Genomic DNA, 17365 nt, shown 5'->3' with positions numbered 1-17365 from the left:
TTATTGCACCAACGCTTTTGCAAGGTGCTCACTATACAACTTAGTTAAAATGCGCTGTTGTAATGCACTTACAGGTAAATCTGAGTTTTCGGGATAAATACTATGATTCAAATAAATCGCCGTAATAATAATTTTGATGGTGTGTGGGTTATATATAAATGCAGGACTCAAATTAAATACCTTTCGGTTTTGCACAGCGCTTAAACCCTGTAATTCTTTTCGTTCATAAATCAGTTGGGGGTTGGTATTCCAAAGCACAATATTGTCGGGGTTCCATTCAATTAAAGTCTCGGGATTTACATTGGGTTGATTCGTATTGGTCTGAACAATGTTGTACGCACCCGCCAGCTCAATAAAATCATTGGTAATCGACTGACGTCCCGAGGTAGAAAAAATTCGGCCACCAGACCAAGCATAGTAAATCGATTGTTTATTTGGCTGACGTGCCGTTTTGGCTGCGACCTCCGCCACAATTTCATCAGAGAAATTTAAAATTTCTTGAGCTCGCTTTTGGGTACCGCTCAGAATAGCAATTTCAGAAAGTTCTTCTTTCACTTGCTGGTAAGTGCCAGACTCCATCACATATACAGCAATACCAAGCTGCCTCAACAGCTCAATTGTTTGGGTTTGTCCGCTCCCCACAATAACCAAATCTGGTTTTAACAGCACGAGACTTTCAATATTGGTGGCATTTGCACCTTGTGAAGGCGTCGCAAGCTGCTTATTGGCGATACGCTTATCTATTTTTGAGTAGGCATTAAATAATAAAGGCTGGATGTATACTTCGGCTGGTATGCCAATCACTTTATGACCTTGCCCTAGCATATATAAGCCATCTAAACCCGACTCAAATAGAGAAGCTATTCTTTGGGCGGGTTTGGCTACACAGACTTTTGTATTTGTATTATCGAAGACACATATAGAATGGGCTGCTAACTTTTCCTGCGCATTACCACTTTGTTCAGATGAAGAACATCCACATAGAATGAGTAAAGTGAGTAATAAAGCTAATAACTTCATTACGGCACCCAACGCACAAATACAGTGCAAAATAAAAAGATGTGTCTATTTGGTGCATTTTTCATGTGAAAAACACACCATAACTGATCAAGAATATTTGAAGCATAAGTAATACGGCAGTCAAATCAAGTGTTGTACTGAAGATAAGAGTAATTAAGCAATAAAAATGCCAGAATTACAAAATAAACTTAATAATCATGTGATTGTGATTTTTAAAACTCGAAAAATGAATAGCCATTTCCAAAATATTTAAAATTTTCTTTAAACCATTCAACTGAAATCACTTACTTTTCAATATTTAAATTTAATCAGAAAGTTTTAGCTTTAATATTTAAAAAATTTAATCCAGAAAAATAATGAGACTTCATAACTACAAAATTAAAAAAACAGGACACATTACATAAAAATATAATTAAATTTTTATTTTAATCCTCAATAGAACCACATTAAACATATATTAAATAATTAAGTTTTTCTAAAAAATTACACGATTTAAAATTAAGTTTTTTCATTATTAATATTAAACATAAAACTTTAATAAAAACTATTATATATGCTAGATTAGGTTAAGAATTATCCAAAACAAGGGTAAATTCATACATTACAAATAATCAAATATAAGAACATTAAACATGACAAGGATTTAAAAACATGAAGAGAAATTATTATATTTTAGGCACTCTATTATTTAGCATGAGCTTAACAACCCATGCTGACTCACTACGAATGAGTGCGACGGAGTTTGCAAAAGATCCAGCCAAAGTAAGTGCATTACAAAAAGGTTTGGAAAAAATGCGGGCAAATAATAATGCTCCCCCCTTATCACCCGAGTTTCGTACAAGCTTTAATTACTGGGCCAATACGCATGGCTATTTTGGTACAGGTACACATGCAACAGACAAAGATTACTATGTTAATCAATACCGTATGCCCCAGTGTTTACAGGTATATAGTAAAGCAGTATGTGACAGTTACTATAAACATATTCAAAATTCACCAGTCCCAAATGATGGCTTTACCGATGAAGTTTGGGGTACATGCCAACATGGCAATCTAAATTTCTTACCATGGCACCGTATGATGCTTTATTTTTATGAGCGAACGGTACGTAAATATGTTGGACAAGATTATTCACTTCCTTATTGGGACTATTACGAAGAAAAAGCTGCTAATGGTCAAGGCTTAGCACTGCCTAAATTGGTCCGCGGTAAACAGGCTGGTACTTTATATGATCAGTTCCGTACCCCGGGTTTAAATACCAACATCAGCGCCATAGATCCAGATAATGCCAGCGCTGCTCAAGCCTTTAAGTGGGATAACTTCAAAGACTTCTCTAACCAATTACAGTCTCAACCCCATGGTGTAATGCACTGTGCAGTCGGTAAAAACTGTGTGCTACCAGATATGGGATTTGTACCTATTGCAGGCTTAGACCCTGTATTTTATATGCACCATGCCAATATCGACCGCTTATGGCAATGCTGGTTAAATAAAAAAGCCAATGGACAACCGATTACGCTTGAATGGGCAAAGAAAAATTTAGGTATGCCAGATAGCTGGTATAAGACCCGATATACTTTTGCAGATGAAAACGGCAATAAAGTTACTATGACAATTGCTGATGTATTCACCCCCGGTAAAATTCCAGTGCGATATACCAATGAAAATGCTTGTAAAGTTGAAGCTACGGTCATGAGTAGTAAAGGTGCTGAAAAAGCAAACCTATTTAAAATGAATCATAAACCAGTTAGCAGTAATAAAAGCATTAAGCTTATGGGTGTAACTCAAAAAGTAGCTTTAGCCCCTCAAACTGCAAGTTTCTTAGAGAACTCAAGTCAACTTACTCAAACAACGCTTTCATCAGGACAAACCTATTTAATATTAGATAATGTCCAAATGATTGGTAATCCAAATCTAACCTATAAGATTTATCTATCTCCAAAAAATAAACCTGACCAAAAAATTTATGTTGCCACAATTAACTACTTCGGTGTGTTAGATCATGACCACGGCGGGCACCCAGGTCATATTGGTCAATTGGTTTATCAAGTTAGTGATCAGGTTAAGCAATTAGGCATGCCTGCTGAAGACTTAGAGGTTCAGTTTGTTGCTACTGATTTAACGCTTGATCAAGTGAAAGAAAAATTAAGCTCTCAAGGCTTGAGTATTTCTCAGGTTCGCTTAGAAACTTCAAAATAATAATTTAAGGGAGAGGCCTGATTTTTTCAGGCCTATATTCATTATGAAAATAGCTCATTTAATATTATGCATACCTCTAACCTTAGTGAGTTGGTGTGTATCAGCAAATGATACTTCTGAACGTATATTAGAAGACCCACCCGATATGGCTGTTGCGCGTAATCATGTCGCATTAATTGCCAAACCTAAATCTACTACGTCACCAACAAACGCTCCACAAATGCAATCTTCAAATGAAGCATTGTTTACATGGGAAGTTAAAAAAACGAGGAACAGACTTTGGAACCCAGCGACAAATCGTTATGACGAAGTCCTTTTACGTAGTTATCAAGGTACAAATACACAGCCCAATACGCCTTATATTGCTCCGACGATTGAAATATTTCCGGGAGAAACTGTACGAGCAAACTTAGATAATCAACTTGATACAGACCCGATTACTCACAAAAAATTTCCTAAAGACCCAAGTTGTACTGGCGATCATTTTGATGTGAATAAACCACATTGTTTTGATGGCACTAACATGCACACTCACGGTTTATGGATTAACCCAGCAGGAAATAGTGATAACGTTTTAATTTCGATTAATCCGGGTGTTAATTTCCAATATGAATACAACATTCCATCCGATCATCCAGCCGGAACATTTTGGTACCATCCACATCGACATGGTTCAACCGCGATTCAAGTTGCAAGTGGTATGGCGGGTGCGTTAATTATTCGTGGATATCGCCAGCCTACCCCAAATAAGTCAGGTGATTTAGATTTACTCACTTATGGTTTTAAAGAAAGAACTCTGGTTTTTCAGCAAATCCAATATGCTTGCTACGATGCTAACGGAAAAATCGAAACCGATCAAAATGGCAACTATATTTGCCAAAACAATCAAATTGGTGAAATTAGAGATTATCAGGGTTTTGGCCCCGGCGATTGGGGAAAATCAGGACGATATACGAGCATCAATGGAGAAGTTCAACCCTTCATCACTCAAGCGGTTGCAGGACAAGTTGAGCGTTGGCGGATGGTACATGCAGGTGTTCGCGATAGTATCAACTTAAGCGTTCGTCAAATGCAAAATATTCCATCCAAACTCAATTTAACACCAATGGGTGAAAAGAAATTATTAAGTGAAAGTTGTACAGGACCTATTGTGAGTCAACACATCATCGCAGCCGACGGTCTAACTCTCAAACAAGTTATGGACAAAACAGTAACAGTCTTTCAACCAGGTTATCGTTATGACGCATTAATTCAATTCCCTCAAGAAGGTCGTTATTGTTTAATTGATGAAGCGGCTTCGGCTTCTGCTAACGTGGACCGTACACTTTCACAGAAGCACTTACTCGGTATAGTTCAAGTCAATAAAGCCAGCTCTGCTACGCAGTCTTTAACAACGGCTTTAAGCAATAATGCATACCGAAATATTGCCCCAGATATGCGTCCCGCAGTTCTTCAAGATTTACAACAAAATCTGAAGCTTAGTCATTTTGTTCCTCATCAGGACTTACCAACTACACCGTATAAACAATTTTTAGAATTTAATATTGATACAAATGCTGATCCAGTTCAGTTTCTGGTGAATGGAAAACCGTATCAACCAGATCGAATTGACCGTACGCTCGAGTTAGGCAAAACCGATGAATGGATACTCACCTCTAAATTAGCTAGCCATCCTTTTCATATTCATGTAAACCCATTTCAAGTCGTAGCAGTGTATGACCCTAACGGTAAAGATGTCAGTGATATAAATGCCGTGGATGACTATGACAAAACGGCTGCACCTGATCCACAATATCGTGGTCTAAAAGGGACATGGAAAGATACAATCTGGGTTAAAAACGTACAAGGAGCCAGTTATAAAGTCATTGTGAGAACCAAGTACCAACGCTACATCGGTGACTTTGTATTGCACTGCCATATTTTGGATCATGAAGATCAAGGCATGATGCAAAATATTCGAATTACTCTTCCTGATGGAAATGGTGGAGTTTCACAAGGCCATCACTAGTTCTGGACTGCAGTAAAACTTTATTCTAATAAAACCGCTTATATTAAAATAAGCGGTTTTTTAATACTAATAAGGAAGCAAAACAGTTTGAATTATAAGTTGTAGAGTTATCAAATAAAGTCTTAAATAGTAAATAGAAAAAGGTATAAAATTTACCAAGCAATAAAAACCATTTAATTATTGGCTTAAAAAGTGCACATCAGAGCTACTCAAATAATTTAATAGTGGTTACTGCACAATCAACATTAAAATAAATAACTCGTTATAATCCAGCCCAAAATCTGATAGACATTAACTTCCGATGCTGACCCAATCATCTTTCTGGCGTAGTCTTTACCGTTTAATTCATATTTATGCCGGTTTTTTTATTGCACCATTTATATTGGTCGCAGCATTCACCGGCTTACTCTATGCGATTACACCTCAACTTGAACAAGCGATTTATAAAGATGTTCTATACGTTGAGCCATTGAAGCAACCACCACATAAGCTGAGCCAGCAAATTGAAGCTGCAAAGCAAGTAATGCCAAAGTCTGCACAGGTGATTGAAGTTAGGCCAGCTCCTAGCTCTGATCAGACAACACGTGTAATTTTTTCAGACCCTATCCACGCTTTTACAAGTGAAGCCGTTTTTATTGATCCTTTTACACTTAAAGCCAAAGGTCATCTAGCGGTTTATGGTACCAGTGGGGTTCTGCCATTTCGAACTACGCTCGACCAGTTACATAGCAATTTATTACTAGGAAAATGGGGGCGCTTTTATAGTGAACTGGCTGCAAGCTGGTTAGCAATTTTGACTTTAACCGGACTTTATAATTGGTGGAAACGCCGTCAAAATCTTAAAATTAGACAGACACAAAAAAATAGATTATTAAGATGGCATAGCACATTGGGTTTAGGTCTATTTCCTCTCTTATTAATAATCGCCATTACGGGGCTTACATGGTCCCAGTGGGCTGGAGATAATATTCGAGTTGCTCGTCAGTGGCTTAACTGGCAAACGCCAACATTAGCAACTTCCCTTCAAACAGATAATTTACCTACAGTGATGCACCATGAACATCACGAGATGCCTCATAGTGAAAATCTTAATTTAAATATTGTTTCGACTGAGTACGATACTGCTCTTTCAATCGCTAGAGCACATGGTATTGATGCAGCACAAATACAAATCAAACCACCGACTAGTGGAAATCAAGCTTGGACTGTAGCCGAAATTCAGCGCAAATGGCCAACTCAAGCAGACAGTATCGCCATTGATATGGAACAACACAAAGTCATCGATCAACTTGCGTTTAAAGACTACTCGTTAGTGGCAAAACTCACTCGTTGGGGAGTTGATGCCCATATCGGGGTTTTATTTGGTTGGATAAATCAATTGATACTGGCACTTTATGCTTCCGCACTGTGTATTATGATTATTTACGGATATAGAGCTGCGTTTAAAAACTCGAATTTAAAACTCATGACAACTCACTTTGTTGGTCAAAGCTTATTGATTTGGAATCGTGCAACTGGTTCACAAAAAATATGGTTAATATTGGTGGGAATCGTGTTAGGGCTTAGCTTACCTGTTTTTGGTTTTAGTATTTTATTTACGCTATTTATCTTTGCTATGCGTAAATACATCCCGTCTAAATCATAAACTCACATTGGTATTAAACTTTTGAGCTGTGCACACTACGCATAGTATGCACAGCCGAAAATAACTACTAAATTAATCTTCAGACAGTGTTTTCATATCAATCACAAAACGATACTTCACATCGCTCTTTAACATACGCTCAAAAGCTCCGTTAATATTTTTCATATCAATCATCTCAACTTCAGAAACAATATTATGCTCACCACAAAAATCGAGTAGCTCTTGTGTTTCTTTAATTCCACCAATGACCGACCCTGCAATTGATTTTCTCCCTAAAATCATAGGTACTGAATTTGCGCTAATTTCACCTAAATATCCAACCAACACAATGGTTCCATTTAAAGCTAAAGTTGGAATATAAGGCTTTAAATCATGGTCATAAGGCACAGTATCAACAATTAGATCAAATTGATTTAATACTGATTTCATTTGAGTGTCATCTGTTGATAACACAACATGATGTGCGCCAAGTTGTTTTGCATCCTGTTCTTTGTTTGCTGAGCGGGTAAATAATGTCACTTCAGCGCCTAGAGCATTGGCAAGTTTAATTGCCATGTGCCCTAAACCACCTAACCCCACTACAGCGACTTTACTACCTTTGCCAACATTCCAGTGACGTAGTGGCGACCAAGTGGTAATGCCAGCACAAAGCAGTGGTGGCACAGCTTGAGCATCCAGATTTTCAGGTACTTTTAATACAAAATCTTGGCTACAGGTAATGCTTTGTGAATATCCACCATAAGTTGGGCGTTGGTCATGGCGATCTACGCCGCCATAAGTCTGGATGTTACCTTCTTCACAATATTGCTCTAACCCTGAATGACAAGCAGAACAAGTACGGCATGAGTCGACCATACAGCCAATGCCCACTAAATCACCAACTTTATACTTTGTGACTTTAGGGCCAATTGAGGTGACACGCCCGACAATTTCATGACCCGGAACTAAAGGATAAGCACTAAATCCCCAATCATTTTTAGCTTGGTGTAGATCGGAATGGCAAACACCACAGTATTCAATTTGAATAACAACATCATCTTCACGTGGGGTTCTACGTTCAAATTTAAACGGAACTAAAGGAGTTTCTGATGACAGCGCGGCATAACCTAAAACTTCAGTTGTCATATTTTTTCTCTCGTGTTTAATGTTTAAATAGAAATGATTCCTTCACTGGATATTCATTAATGGCTATTGATTTTGAAAACCCATGAATACGTTTTGGGAACGGTGATCCAGCAAAATTGAATCAATCAGTTTTTTGCCATGTTCCTCAGTATAAAAATGAAAGTTGTAGAGTGTTGTTCTATTCCTCTCACAGATTTGCCTAATCCTCCGAATTGTTGTACTTCTCACTATTTTTCTTATTTGAAATGCCTACAATAAAAACACAGAGGGTAATCGGTAGAATCTGAATGGCGAATAGGTCTCTAGACAGTAATCAAGAATTAGCTCAACTTGTCAATCAATGGACCCGAGAAAAAGGTACATTCGAAACAGCTATTATGGGACTGACTTTATATCGTGCAGAGACATTGACCCAACCAAGTAGCAGCATGATGGATGCCAGTCTATGTATGATTGCTCAAGGAAAAAAACAGGTGATTCTTAGCGAAGAAACCTATACGTACGACTCTAACCATTTCCTTTTTACTGCAATTGATTTGCCTGTAATTGCTCAGGTTCTTGAAGCTTCAGTTGAACGACCTTATCTTTCAATCGTGTTACGCCTAGACCCGTATGTACTCGCCCAAATCATGCTTGAGGCGCATATTCCTTTTAAAGATGTAAATACTGAGAAAAAAGGAATGGCGGTTGGAGTAGTCAATTCAGAGCTGAATGATGCGTTTATACGGTTAATAAAACTACTAGATACGCCACAAGACATTCCCATCTTGTCTCCTCTTATTATTAAGGAAATTTTTTATCGTTTATTGATGAGCCCACAAGGCGATCGACTTAAACGTATTGTAGCGGCAGGCACTACAGGGCATCGAATTGTGAAAGCGATTGAATGGCTGAAAACAAATTTTGCAAAATCATTTAGTGTTGAAGAACTGGCAAGCACAATGGGGATGAGTGCATCAAGTTTTCATCAACATTTTAGGGATATAACTTCCATGAGTCCCTTACAATATCAAAAGAGAATGAGGTTGACCGAAGCACGGCGTTTATTAATGACCGAAGAATATGACATTTCATCTACCAGCATGCAAGTCGGTTATGAAAGTTTGTCGCAATTTTCTAGAGAATATAAACGTTTTTTTGGGGTTTCTCCGTCAGTAGATATTAAGAATATATAAGAAACATCCTGAATATTGAGGGCTTTTCTATTTATCAGTTTTAACTGAGTAATAATATTCACAGCACTTGGATCTTTTTGTCCTAGAGTGATTTTAAATACTTTTTTTAATATTGATATTTTTTAAAAACAAATCAACCGCATACTCAACCCAAGTACTAATTTCATTCTCTGATATTAAATAATCAGGATGCGTCAAACATTTTAGATGAGCATCACTTCTTAATAACGATAAAAATATATTCGCAGCAACTTCTGAAGAAGAGCTTAATTCAATTTCGCCCTGTCTAACGGATTTTTCTAGATATCCTGCAATGATATTTGCTAGACGCTGTGGACCTAATTCAAAGAATTTTTCAGATAACTCAGGGAATCTTACAGCTTCTGCAATACAGACCCTAAAAAAAGCCAAACCTGAATGCGATAATATAAAACACAAATAGGTCTTTCCAATTTCAGTTAGAGCTGAGCGTAAATTGTCGGCTTTTGTCTCAACTAAAATAATTTGTTTTTGCATGTTGGTACATTGACGTTCGATCACCGCTGCAAACATCGCTTCTTTATTCTTATAGCAACCATACATAGTAGCTTTTGAAACCCCCGCTTCCTTTTGAATCATGTCGGTCGTTGTTCCACTAAAGCCGTGGATCAAAAAAAACTTTGTTGCTGCATCCAGAATTTTTTGATCTTTTTCATGAGCTTTCGTTAAACTAGACATATTGACCTTATAAAAATTTTAGCAATTTCGTTCTAAGTGTAACTCATCGAAAAGTTCAAAATCGAGAATTGACGGAAATTTAATTAAAGAGTAGAGTACCGATCGGTACAGTACAGTAAATATCTACTCCGTGCAATGAATTGATGTTTAAGATTTAAGGTAAAAGATGAATACAAAGCCACTCATCGGTTTAGCAGGTGTAATATTTGCTGCAATGACTGTTGAATTTAATAACCGAATTACCAGCATTACTTTAGTCGACATTCGAGGTGCAATGGGCATTAGTGTCGACTCGGGTTATTGGGTTAACAGTATTTACGCAAGTGCAATGATTATTGGAATGATCCTGTCTACGAGTTGGGCAGTCATTTTTTCTATGCGCAGAGTTCTTCTTTTTGCCATAGGACTTTGCCTTTTTTCTAGCGTTTTAATTCCTTTTAGTCCAAATATCGAAATCTTTTATCTATTACGTGGCTTACAAGGCCTCGCTAATGGTTTAACCATTCCTTTACTCATGGCCTGTGCGCTTAGATTTTTAGGACCTGACATTCGGCTATGGGGATTAGCCTGCTATGCATTAACTGCGACGTTCTTTCCCAACTTAAGTACTGCACTCTCAGCTTTTTATTTAGATGTAATTGGCTGGAAAATGATATTTTTTCAAACCATTCCTTTTTGTGCGCTAAGTGCTGCTCTGGTGTATTTTGGGATTCCCCAAGATCCTCTTAATTATTCAAGAATAAAAACTTACGATTGGATGGGTGCCATTTTAGCAATTATTAGCTTAGCGAGCCTGAGCACCATGTTGTTGCATGGAAATCATTTAGATTGGTTCCACTCTAAATTCATTTGTGTTTTAGCTTTAATTAGTGCCATCACTTTACCTTGGTTTTTCATACATGAATGGCGCTATCCTTCACCACTCATTAAACCGCAAATGCTCGAAATCAGAAATTTTGCTTATGCTGTTTTCGCACTCTTTTGCTTTGTCATTATTGGTATGTCCACCAGCACATTACCACTCAATTACTTAAGTGCTGTGCATGGCTATAAACCCACTCAGACCATGTGGATTGGCTTACAAATTGCGGCATTGCAATTTATCTATATTCCTATTGTTGTGAAGCTTTTAAACCAAGCGTGGGTGGATAGCCGATATGTGCACGGGTTTGGCTTACTTCTGGTCATTGCGGGTTGCATAGGTGCAAGTCAACTTGATACTACATGGAATCAAGAACAGTTTTATTTTTGGCATGCAATCTCATGTTTGGGACAAACCTGTGTCGTGCTCTCGCTCTTAATGATGGGAACAAACAGCGTTCACCCAACCATGGCAATTTATGCATCCCCTATGATTAATACCCCGCGTGCTATTAGCGGTGTACTGGGTGTTTGTATTTTGGACTGGGTCAATCGAGTTCGCGGTGAATACCATTCAACACGACTGATTGAAAATACTGCTCAACATGTTTTCCAAAATATTCAAGGCCCTGTTATTAACCCACTTACTCCACCTGTGCTCACCGCAAATGGTGCAGATCGTGTTTCAGGTGGTTTATCTGCTCTCAACTCTGCGATTCAAGCGCAACAATCAGTTTTAGTTATTAGCGATCAATATCTCATCTTAGCTGGCCTTACCGCTATTTTGTTCATCGTGATGTTGATTTTGCCAGTTCGAACTTATCCGCCACGTATTGCTCTCATTAAGTTAATGAATAGTCATAACTCAGGAAAATCTTTATGAGTACTCTCGAAGCCCAAGACACCACCCATACCGAACCACCCAAGTTAACCAAGGTGCAATTTCTCAAAAAGCATTGGGTTATGGCTATTGCGTTTATTATTGTCTTAGCATCTATTTTGTGGGTTTTAAAACTTATATTTTTACCCTCTTCGGTTGTTGAAACAGACGATGCACGTGTAGATGTAGAGTACTCAACCATTGCCCCTAAAGTGTCGGGCAATATTGAGGAAATTTACATTAAAGATCACCAGACCGTACAAAAAGGCCAACTTTTAGCGCGGATTGATGCACGTGATTATCAAGCTGCTTTCGCTGAGGCTGAATCTAATTATGCCAAAGCGCAAGCTGACCTGAGTGAAGCAATGCTCGCAGTGGATAGACAACCCACTGTTATTCGAGAAACTGAAGCACAGCTGAGAAAAGTAGAAGCCGGAATTAAACTCACAAAAGATAATACGGCGCGTTATGAGCAACTACAGGCACTTGGAGCGGAATCTAGATTAATTACCCAGCAGTCTAAGACTACATTGACTGAACAATATGCTGACTTAGACAGCAGTAAAGAAAAAGTGATTGATGCACAGTATCAGCTCAACCAATACAAGATTCAGGTACAAGCCAAACAAGCAGCCCTTAAACAAGCCCAAGCGGCGCTTGATAAAGCAAAACTGAATTTGAGCTATACAGAGGTTCGTGCACCTATTGATGGAATGATTGGTCAAAAGTCAGCTAATGTAGGTAACTTTGTGAGTGCTGGTAATCCACTCATGGTGGTTGTTCCTTTAGATCAGGTTTATGTAGAAGCCAACTTCCGTGAAATTGAATTAAAAAAGATCAAGATTGGACAACCAGTTAATGTCTATGTAGATGCTTATAACGTTGAATTAAAAGGTGTGGTAGACAGCTTTTCTCCTTCTACTGGCGCATTTTTTTCTCCGATCTCGGCGACTAACGCGACTGGTAACTTTACCAAGATTGTTCAGCGCCTTCCTTTACGAATTAAGCTTATTGAAAATCAAAAAGATGTTGAATTATTACGTCCTGGTTTATCTGTTTTAGTCTCTATTGATACGACTAAATAATTAGTCTAAACCTTGGAATATAAATTAAAAAAGAGACCTTTTACGGTCTCTTTTTTAATTTATATTCAATTTAATTTTATTGAATGATTAATCTAAGTTCATAGCAACCGATCTGGTTGCTTTACGCTTTCGCGTGACAAACAACCCGCAAATGACCACCACCAAAGTTACACCTAAAGATAAGGTAGTTTCATAACTATAGGCTGGTGATAAGAACATATAACCTAAAACGGTCATAATGACTAAAATCACAAACCAAGTTAACCATGGGAACAACCACATTTTAAAAGATACAGCTGTACCCTCTTTTTCCCATTTATGTCTTAAACGCAATTGTGAAAATGCAATCACCAAATACACCAGTAATGCAATTGAGCCTGTGGTTGAGAGCAAGAACCCAAAGACTTGTCCCGGGAACATATAGTTGACAGCACAGCAGACCACACCAATCAACGTAGATAAAAATACAGCTGAGGTTGGTACGCCTGCTCCATTAATTTTTGTCACAACTCTCGGTGCTTCCTGACGCGTACCTAAAGCAAATAACATGCGAGATGAAGTGTAAACTGCGGCATTCATACAGCTTGCAACTGCAATAAAAACGACAGCATCCATAATCAGTTTAGTTTCAGGAACATTCAGGCTCATTAACACAAACTGGAAGGTACCAAATTTTTGTAAGTCTGGTGAACGCCAATCGACCAAAGCAACTGCAAGAAAAATAGAAACAACAAAGAATAAAATAATTCGGTATAGCACCAAATTGGTTGCACGTTTAATTTTTTCTTCGGGATTTTTAGATTCTGCCGCAGCAATAGAAAGAATTTCTATTCCAAAAAATGAAAATGCCGAGATTAAAATTGCTGATAAAACCCCGCCCATTCCATGTGGCATAAATCCACCATTTGAAAATAGATTGCCGACACCACTGACATTTGTTGCTAAAGGCCAAATTCCAAAGACAGCCATTGCTCCAATGATAATAAACACTACAATCGCAATAACTTTAATGAGTGCAAACCAGAACTCAAACTCACCAAAACTTTTGGTACTAAAAAAATTCGCCAGACTAAGTAAAATAATAAAAGCAAGCGCATAGACAGCACTTGAGATTTGCGGGAACCATGCGTGTAAAATTTCAGCCCCTGCAATAGCTTCAATTGGAATCACCAGCACCCAAAACCACCAATATAGCCATCCGATGGTAAACCCTGCCCAAGGGCCAATTGCTTTACGGGCATATGTAGAAAATGAACCAGTGTCTGGTTGCGCGACCGCCATTTCACCGAGCATGCGCATGACCAGAAAAACTAAAATACTTGTAATTATATAAGCGAGTACAGCGGCTGGGCCTGCTTTTGCAATCGCAGCAGAAGAGCCTACAAATAAACCTGCACCAATAACACCACCTATGCTAATCATGGTGATATGTCGATTAGAAAGTCCTTCACCTAATTTTGTTGTTTTATCATTGTTCATATTCGATTCCTTCAAATTGACAAACTGATTTTAAAACCGTTTTAAAATGTACTTCTCCAACTTGTACGAAACAAAAAAGGGAAAATCAGAGTTTTCCCTTTTATTCATCAATTTAATGTAGGCATAGCAAATTGTTTTGCTTCACGGACCTGTGTTGAAGGCCAGCGCTGGGTAATGGTTTTACGGCGTGTATAAAAACGGACACCATCTGGACCGTAGGCATATAGATCACCGAATAATGAACGCTTCCAACCACCAAAGCTATGATAAGCAACAGGTACCGGTAAAGGCACGTTAATCCCCACCATACCGACTTGAATGTGACTGCTAAAATAGCGTGCTGCTTCACCGTCACGAGTATAGATACAAGTACCATTACCATATTCATGATCATTAATGAGTTGCATGGCTTCTCGCATATTATTCACACGCATAACTTGCAAAACGGGACCAAAAATCTCTTGCTGGTAACTGGTCATGTTTGGTGTGACTTGATCAATTAAAGTTGGTCCAACAAAGAAACCTTTTTCATAGCCTGCCGGTCTTGCATCACGGCCATCTATCACAATTTTTGCGCCTTGCTGTTCTGCACTTTGAATATAGGCTTGTACTTTGTCTTTATGTGCTTGGGTAATCAGTGGGCCAAAGTCGTTGCTTGCATCTGCATAGTTGCCGAACTTCAATTTTTTCATTTCTTGAGTTAGCTTATCAATGACTACATCGGCAACTTCATCACCAATGGCAACTGCTACTGACAATGCCATACAACGTTCACCAGAAGAACCAAAAGCTGCGCCTAACAATGACGTTACTACGTTATCAATATCGGCATCAGGCATGATAATCGCATGATTTTTTGCTCCACCTAAAGCTTGGCAACGCTTACCACTCGCCGTTGCCATACGATATATGTACTCTGCAATAGGCGTAGAACCAACAAAACTAACCGCTTGAATTTTAGGATGATGTAGCAACGTATCAACTGCCTCTTTATCGCCATTTACAACGCTAAAAACACCATCAGGCAATCCAGCCTGTTTTAATAGCTCCGCTAAAAATAAAGCGGCAGAAGGCGCTTTTTCAGAAGGTTTTAAAATAAAGCAGTTACCGCAGACCAGTGCCATTGGGAACATCCATAAAGCTACCATAGCTGGGAAGTTAAACGGTGTGATCCCTGCAACCACACCTAGCGGTTGGAACTCGCTCCATGAGTCGATATCTGGACCGACATTTTTTGAATATTCCCCTTTTAAAAGCTCTGGTGCACCGCAAGCATATTCAACATTTTCAATACCACGTTGCAATTCACCTTGAGCATCATGAGAAATTTTACCGTGCTCTTGCCCAATCAAAGCACAAATCTTTTCGGCATTTTGTTCTAATAATTGTTTGAACTTAAACATGACACGCGCACGTTTAATGACTGGTGTATCGCGCCATGCAGGAAATGCTTGCTCGGCTACCTGAACTGCTTCATTTACCGTTTGAGCATCTGCAATTTCGACTTCTTTACTAATTTCACCCATCGCAGGATTGTAAACTGGCTGTTTTCTTGCCGTTTTAGATACAATTCTTCCTTGAATGAAATGCCCTAGCACTTTTTTGGCTTGTTCACTATGCGTACTATTTTCAGTTGAAACTTCTTCATAGCTAAAATCTTCTAGGCCATTTGTCATTGTTGTTACTCCTTACTACAATTAGTTTTCAGATCAAACTGTATTTTTCATTTGGTTTTTAAAGAACATCTATAACGCTACCAATGCTCTTAAATGTCTATAAGCCTTAATTCACTTGATAAAGCGCATCGCCCACGGCGTTCATTAAGCGGTCAATATCAGCCTCTGTACTGTTAAACATTGGGCCGAACTGAAGCGTGTCGCCTCCAAAGCGAACATAGAACCCTTCTTTCCAGAGTTTCATACCAAGCTCAAAGCCTCGGATTGTGGCATCGCCATCACGCGGAGCTAACTGCAACGCACCAATCAAACCACAATTACGAATATCTAAAATGTGCGGTGCGCCTTTTAAGCCATGCAGCATTTTTTCAAAACTTGGAGCCAATGCAGCCGATTGATGGATTAAATTTTTCTTTTCTAAAACATCGAGTGTTGCTAAAGCAGCCGCACAAGCCACCGGATGCGCCGAATAGGTATAGCCATGGGTAAACTCGACTGCATGTTCTGGTAAGTCTTGCTGCATAAAGGCATCATAAATTTCGTGGCTTGCCACCACGCCACCCAGTGGAATAGCGCCGTTGGTAATTTGTTTGGCAAAATTTAAAATATCTGGTGTTACACCAAAGTATTCTGCCCCTGTCCATGTCCCTAAACGCCCAAAACCTGTAATCACCTCATCAAAAATTAACAAGATGTTATGCTGATCACAGATCTCTCTTAAACGTTGTAAATAGCCCGTTGGCGGTACAATACAGCCCGCTGAACCAGAAATAGGTTCAACAATTACGGCTGCAATATTTGAAGCATCATGTAGTTCAATTAACTTAAGCATTTCATTGGCAAGCTCGACCCCACCTGTTTCTGCACAGCCTTTGGTAAAAGTTAAATTCGGCTGCAAGGTATGCGGTAAATGGTCTACATCCATAAGCTGACCAAACATTTTACGATTGCCACCAATGCCGCCTAAGCTTGTTCCCGCAACGTTTACACCATGATAGCCACGTGCACGACCAATCAATTTGGTTTTGCTTGGTTTACCTTTAATGCGCCAATACGCACGTGCCATTTTGATCGCCGTATCTGCAGACTCTGAGCCCGAGTTGGTAAAGAAAACATGTTGTAGTTTTTCAGGCATATGCTGAACAATTTTATCTGCCAACTTAAAAGACAACGGATGGCCAAACTGAAAAGCTGGTGAGTAATCAAGCTGACCTAATTGTGCACTTACCGCCTGTTGAATTTCAGGAAGCGTATGACCAGCACCACAAGTCCATAGGCCTGAGAGTGAATCGTAAATTTCACGGCCAGAATCATCAATTAGGTATGATCCTTTTGCGCCCACAATCATGCGCGGATCTTTAGCAAAGTTTCGATTTGCTGAGAAAGGCATCCAGTGTGCTTGATAATTTATGTGCATATTATTATTAGGTTGAGCCGCATCCAAAGTATGCTCAGAGTCGCTGAATTTATCCGTATCAAACATAACCATTCCTGT

General features: G+C 38.8%; 12 protein-coding genes. 6 read left to right on the top strand and 6 right to left on the bottom strand.

Annotation, left to right across the window (positions count from 1 at the left end; all coding sequences use genetic code 11):
* Positions 1–1020 carry an ABC transporter substrate-binding protein gene (locus tag RFW85_RS18550; RefSeq protein ID WP_309171774.1) on the bottom strand — a complete coding sequence of 340 codons (1020 nt, stop codon included), beginning with the start codon at positions 1018–1020 and terminating at the stop codon, positions 1–3.
* 651 nt (positions 1021–1671) lie between these two features.
* On the opposite strand from RFW85_RS18550, the gene RFW85_RS18545 reads away from it, so the two are divergent.
* The 3 genes from RFW85_RS18545 (at position 1672) to RFW85_RS18535 (ending at position 6872) form a co-directional block, all read left to right on the top strand.
* On the top strand, positions 1672–3219 hold the full coding sequence (locus tag RFW85_RS18545) for a tyrosinase family protein (RefSeq protein ID WP_309171773.1): 1548 nt from the start codon (positions 1672–1674) through the stop codon (positions 3217–3219).
* A 43-nt stretch (positions 3220–3262) separates the two neighbouring features.
* On the top strand, positions 3263–5227 hold the full coding sequence (locus RFW85_RS18540) for a multicopper oxidase family protein (protein WP_170248833.1): 1965 nt from the start codon (positions 3263–3265) through the stop codon (positions 5225–5227).
* A gap of 301 nt (positions 5228–5528) precedes the next feature.
* Positions 5529–6872: a PepSY-associated TM helix domain-containing protein gene (locus tag RFW85_RS18535; RefSeq protein ID WP_309171772.1), complete on the top strand. Its 1344-nt coding sequence runs from the start codon at positions 5529–5531 to the stop codon at positions 6870–6872.
* Between the two features lie 72 nt (positions 6873–6944).
* On the opposite strand, the gene RFW85_RS18530 is transcribed toward RFW85_RS18535, so the two are convergent.
* Positions 6945–7997, bottom strand: a complete 1053-nt coding sequence (locus tag RFW85_RS18530; RefSeq protein ID WP_170248831.1) for an NAD(P)-dependent alcohol dehydrogenase — start codon at positions 7995–7997, stop codon at positions 6945–6947.
* A gap of 287 nt (positions 7998–8284) precedes the next feature.
* Between RFW85_RS18530 and RFW85_RS18525 the strand changes: the two genes are divergently transcribed.
* A complete protein-coding gene (locus RFW85_RS18525; RefSeq protein WP_170248830.1) occupies positions 8285–9172 on the top strand; it encodes an AraC family transcriptional regulator in 888 nt (295 codons plus the stop codon).
* A 93-nt stretch (positions 9173–9265) separates the two neighbouring features.
* Here RFW85_RS18525 and RFW85_RS18520 read toward each other — a convergent pair whose 3' ends face one another.
* A complete protein-coding gene (locus RFW85_RS18520) occupies positions 9266–9889 on the bottom strand; it encodes a TetR/AcrR family transcriptional regulator (protein WP_170248829.1) in 624 nt (207 codons plus the stop codon).
* Positions 9890–10055: 166 nt separating this feature from the next.
* On the opposite strand from RFW85_RS18520, the gene RFW85_RS18515 reads away from it, so the two are divergent.
* Both RFW85_RS18515 and RFW85_RS18510 read left to right on the top strand, forming a co-directional pair.
* Positions 10056–11633 (top strand): MFS transporter, encoded by a 1578-nt coding sequence (locus RFW85_RS18515; RefSeq protein ID WP_170248828.1) that lies wholly within the window; start codon positions 10056–10058, stop codon positions 11631–11633.
* Positions 11630–12715, top strand: coding sequence for an HlyD family secretion protein (locus tag RFW85_RS18510; RefSeq protein ID WP_170248827.1), 1086 nt, complete (start codon positions 11630–11632; stop codon positions 12713–12715). Before RFW85_RS18515 ends, RFW85_RS18510 begins: the two co-directional genes overlap by 4 nt.
* A gap of 87 nt (positions 12716–12802) precedes the next feature.
* Here the strand turns inward: RFW85_RS18510 and RFW85_RS18505 are convergent, their stop codons facing one another.
* From RFW85_RS18505 to RFW85_RS18495, 3 genes are all read right to left on the bottom strand, one after another.
* Entirely contained in the window at positions 12803–14194 is a 1392-nt protein-coding gene (locus RFW85_RS18505) for an amino acid permease (RefSeq protein WP_170248826.1), read from the bottom strand.
* A 107-nt stretch (positions 14195–14301) separates the two neighbouring features.
* Positions 14302–15870: a CoA-acylating methylmalonate-semialdehyde dehydrogenase gene (locus tag RFW85_RS18500; protein ID WP_170248825.1), complete on the bottom strand. Its 1569-nt coding sequence runs from the start codon at positions 15868–15870 to the stop codon at positions 14302–14304.
* A 106-nt stretch (positions 15871–15976) separates the two neighbouring features.
* Positions 15977–17359, bottom strand: a complete 1383-nt coding sequence (locus tag RFW85_RS18495) for an aspartate aminotransferase family protein (RefSeq protein WP_170248824.1) — start codon at positions 17357–17359, stop codon at positions 15977–15979.
* Positions 17360–17365: the final 6 nt, after the last annotated feature.

Origin of the sequence: Acinetobacter sp. 12966, from assembly GCF_031196995.1 — a bacterium.
In the GTDB taxonomy this organism is placed as follows: domain Bacteria; phylum Pseudomonadota; class Gammaproteobacteria; order Pseudomonadales; family Moraxellaceae; genus Acinetobacter; species Acinetobacter geminorum.
The sequence above is the reverse complement of the archived record's forward strand: the minus strand, read 5'-3'. Positions and strand labels throughout refer to the sequence as shown.

Bases quoted from the DNA above. Each gene is read 5' to 3' on its own strand.
- RFW85_RS18550 (WP_309171774.1), bottom strand. From the start codon at position 1,020: ATGAAGTTATTAGCTTTATTACTCACTTTACTCATTCTATGTGGATGT.
- RFW85_RS18545 (WP_309171773.1), top strand. From the start codon at position 1,672: ATGAAGAGAAATTATTATATTTTAGGCACTCTATTATTTAGCATGAGC.
- RFW85_RS18540 (WP_170248833.1), top strand. From the start codon at position 3,263: ATGAAAATAGCTCATTTAATATTATGCATACCTCTAACCTTAGTGAGT.
- RFW85_RS18535 (WP_309171772.1), top strand. From the start codon at position 5,529: ATGCTGACCCAATCATCTTTCTGGCGTAGTCTTTACCGTTTAATTCAT.
- RFW85_RS18530 (WP_170248831.1), bottom strand. From the start codon at position 7,997: ATGACAACTGAAGTTTTAGGTTATGCCGCGCTGTCATCAGAAACTCCT.
- RFW85_RS18525 (WP_170248830.1), top strand. From the start codon at position 8,285: ATGGCGAATAGGTCTCTAGACAGTAATCAAGAATTAGCTCAACTTGTC.
- RFW85_RS18520 (WP_170248829.1), bottom strand. From the start codon at position 9,889: ATGTCTAGTTTAACGAAAGCTCATGAAAAAGATCAAAAAATTCTGGAT.
- RFW85_RS18515 (WP_170248828.1), top strand. From the start codon at position 10,056: ATGAATACAAAGCCACTCATCGGTTTAGCAGGTGTAATATTTGCTGCA.
- RFW85_RS18510 (WP_170248827.1), top strand. From the start codon at position 11,630: ATGAGTACTCTCGAAGCCCAAGACACCACCCATACCGAACCACCCAAG.
- RFW85_RS18505 (WP_170248826.1), bottom strand. From the start codon at position 14,194: ATGAACAATGATAAAACAACAAAATTAGGTGAAGGACTTTCTAATCGA.
- RFW85_RS18500 (WP_170248825.1), bottom strand. From the start codon at position 15,870: ATGACAAATGGCCTAGAAGATTTTAGCTATGAAGAAGTTTCAACTGAA.
- RFW85_RS18495 (WP_170248824.1), bottom strand. From the start codon at position 17,359: ATGGTTATGTTTGATACGGATAAATTCAGCGACTCTGAGCATACTTTG.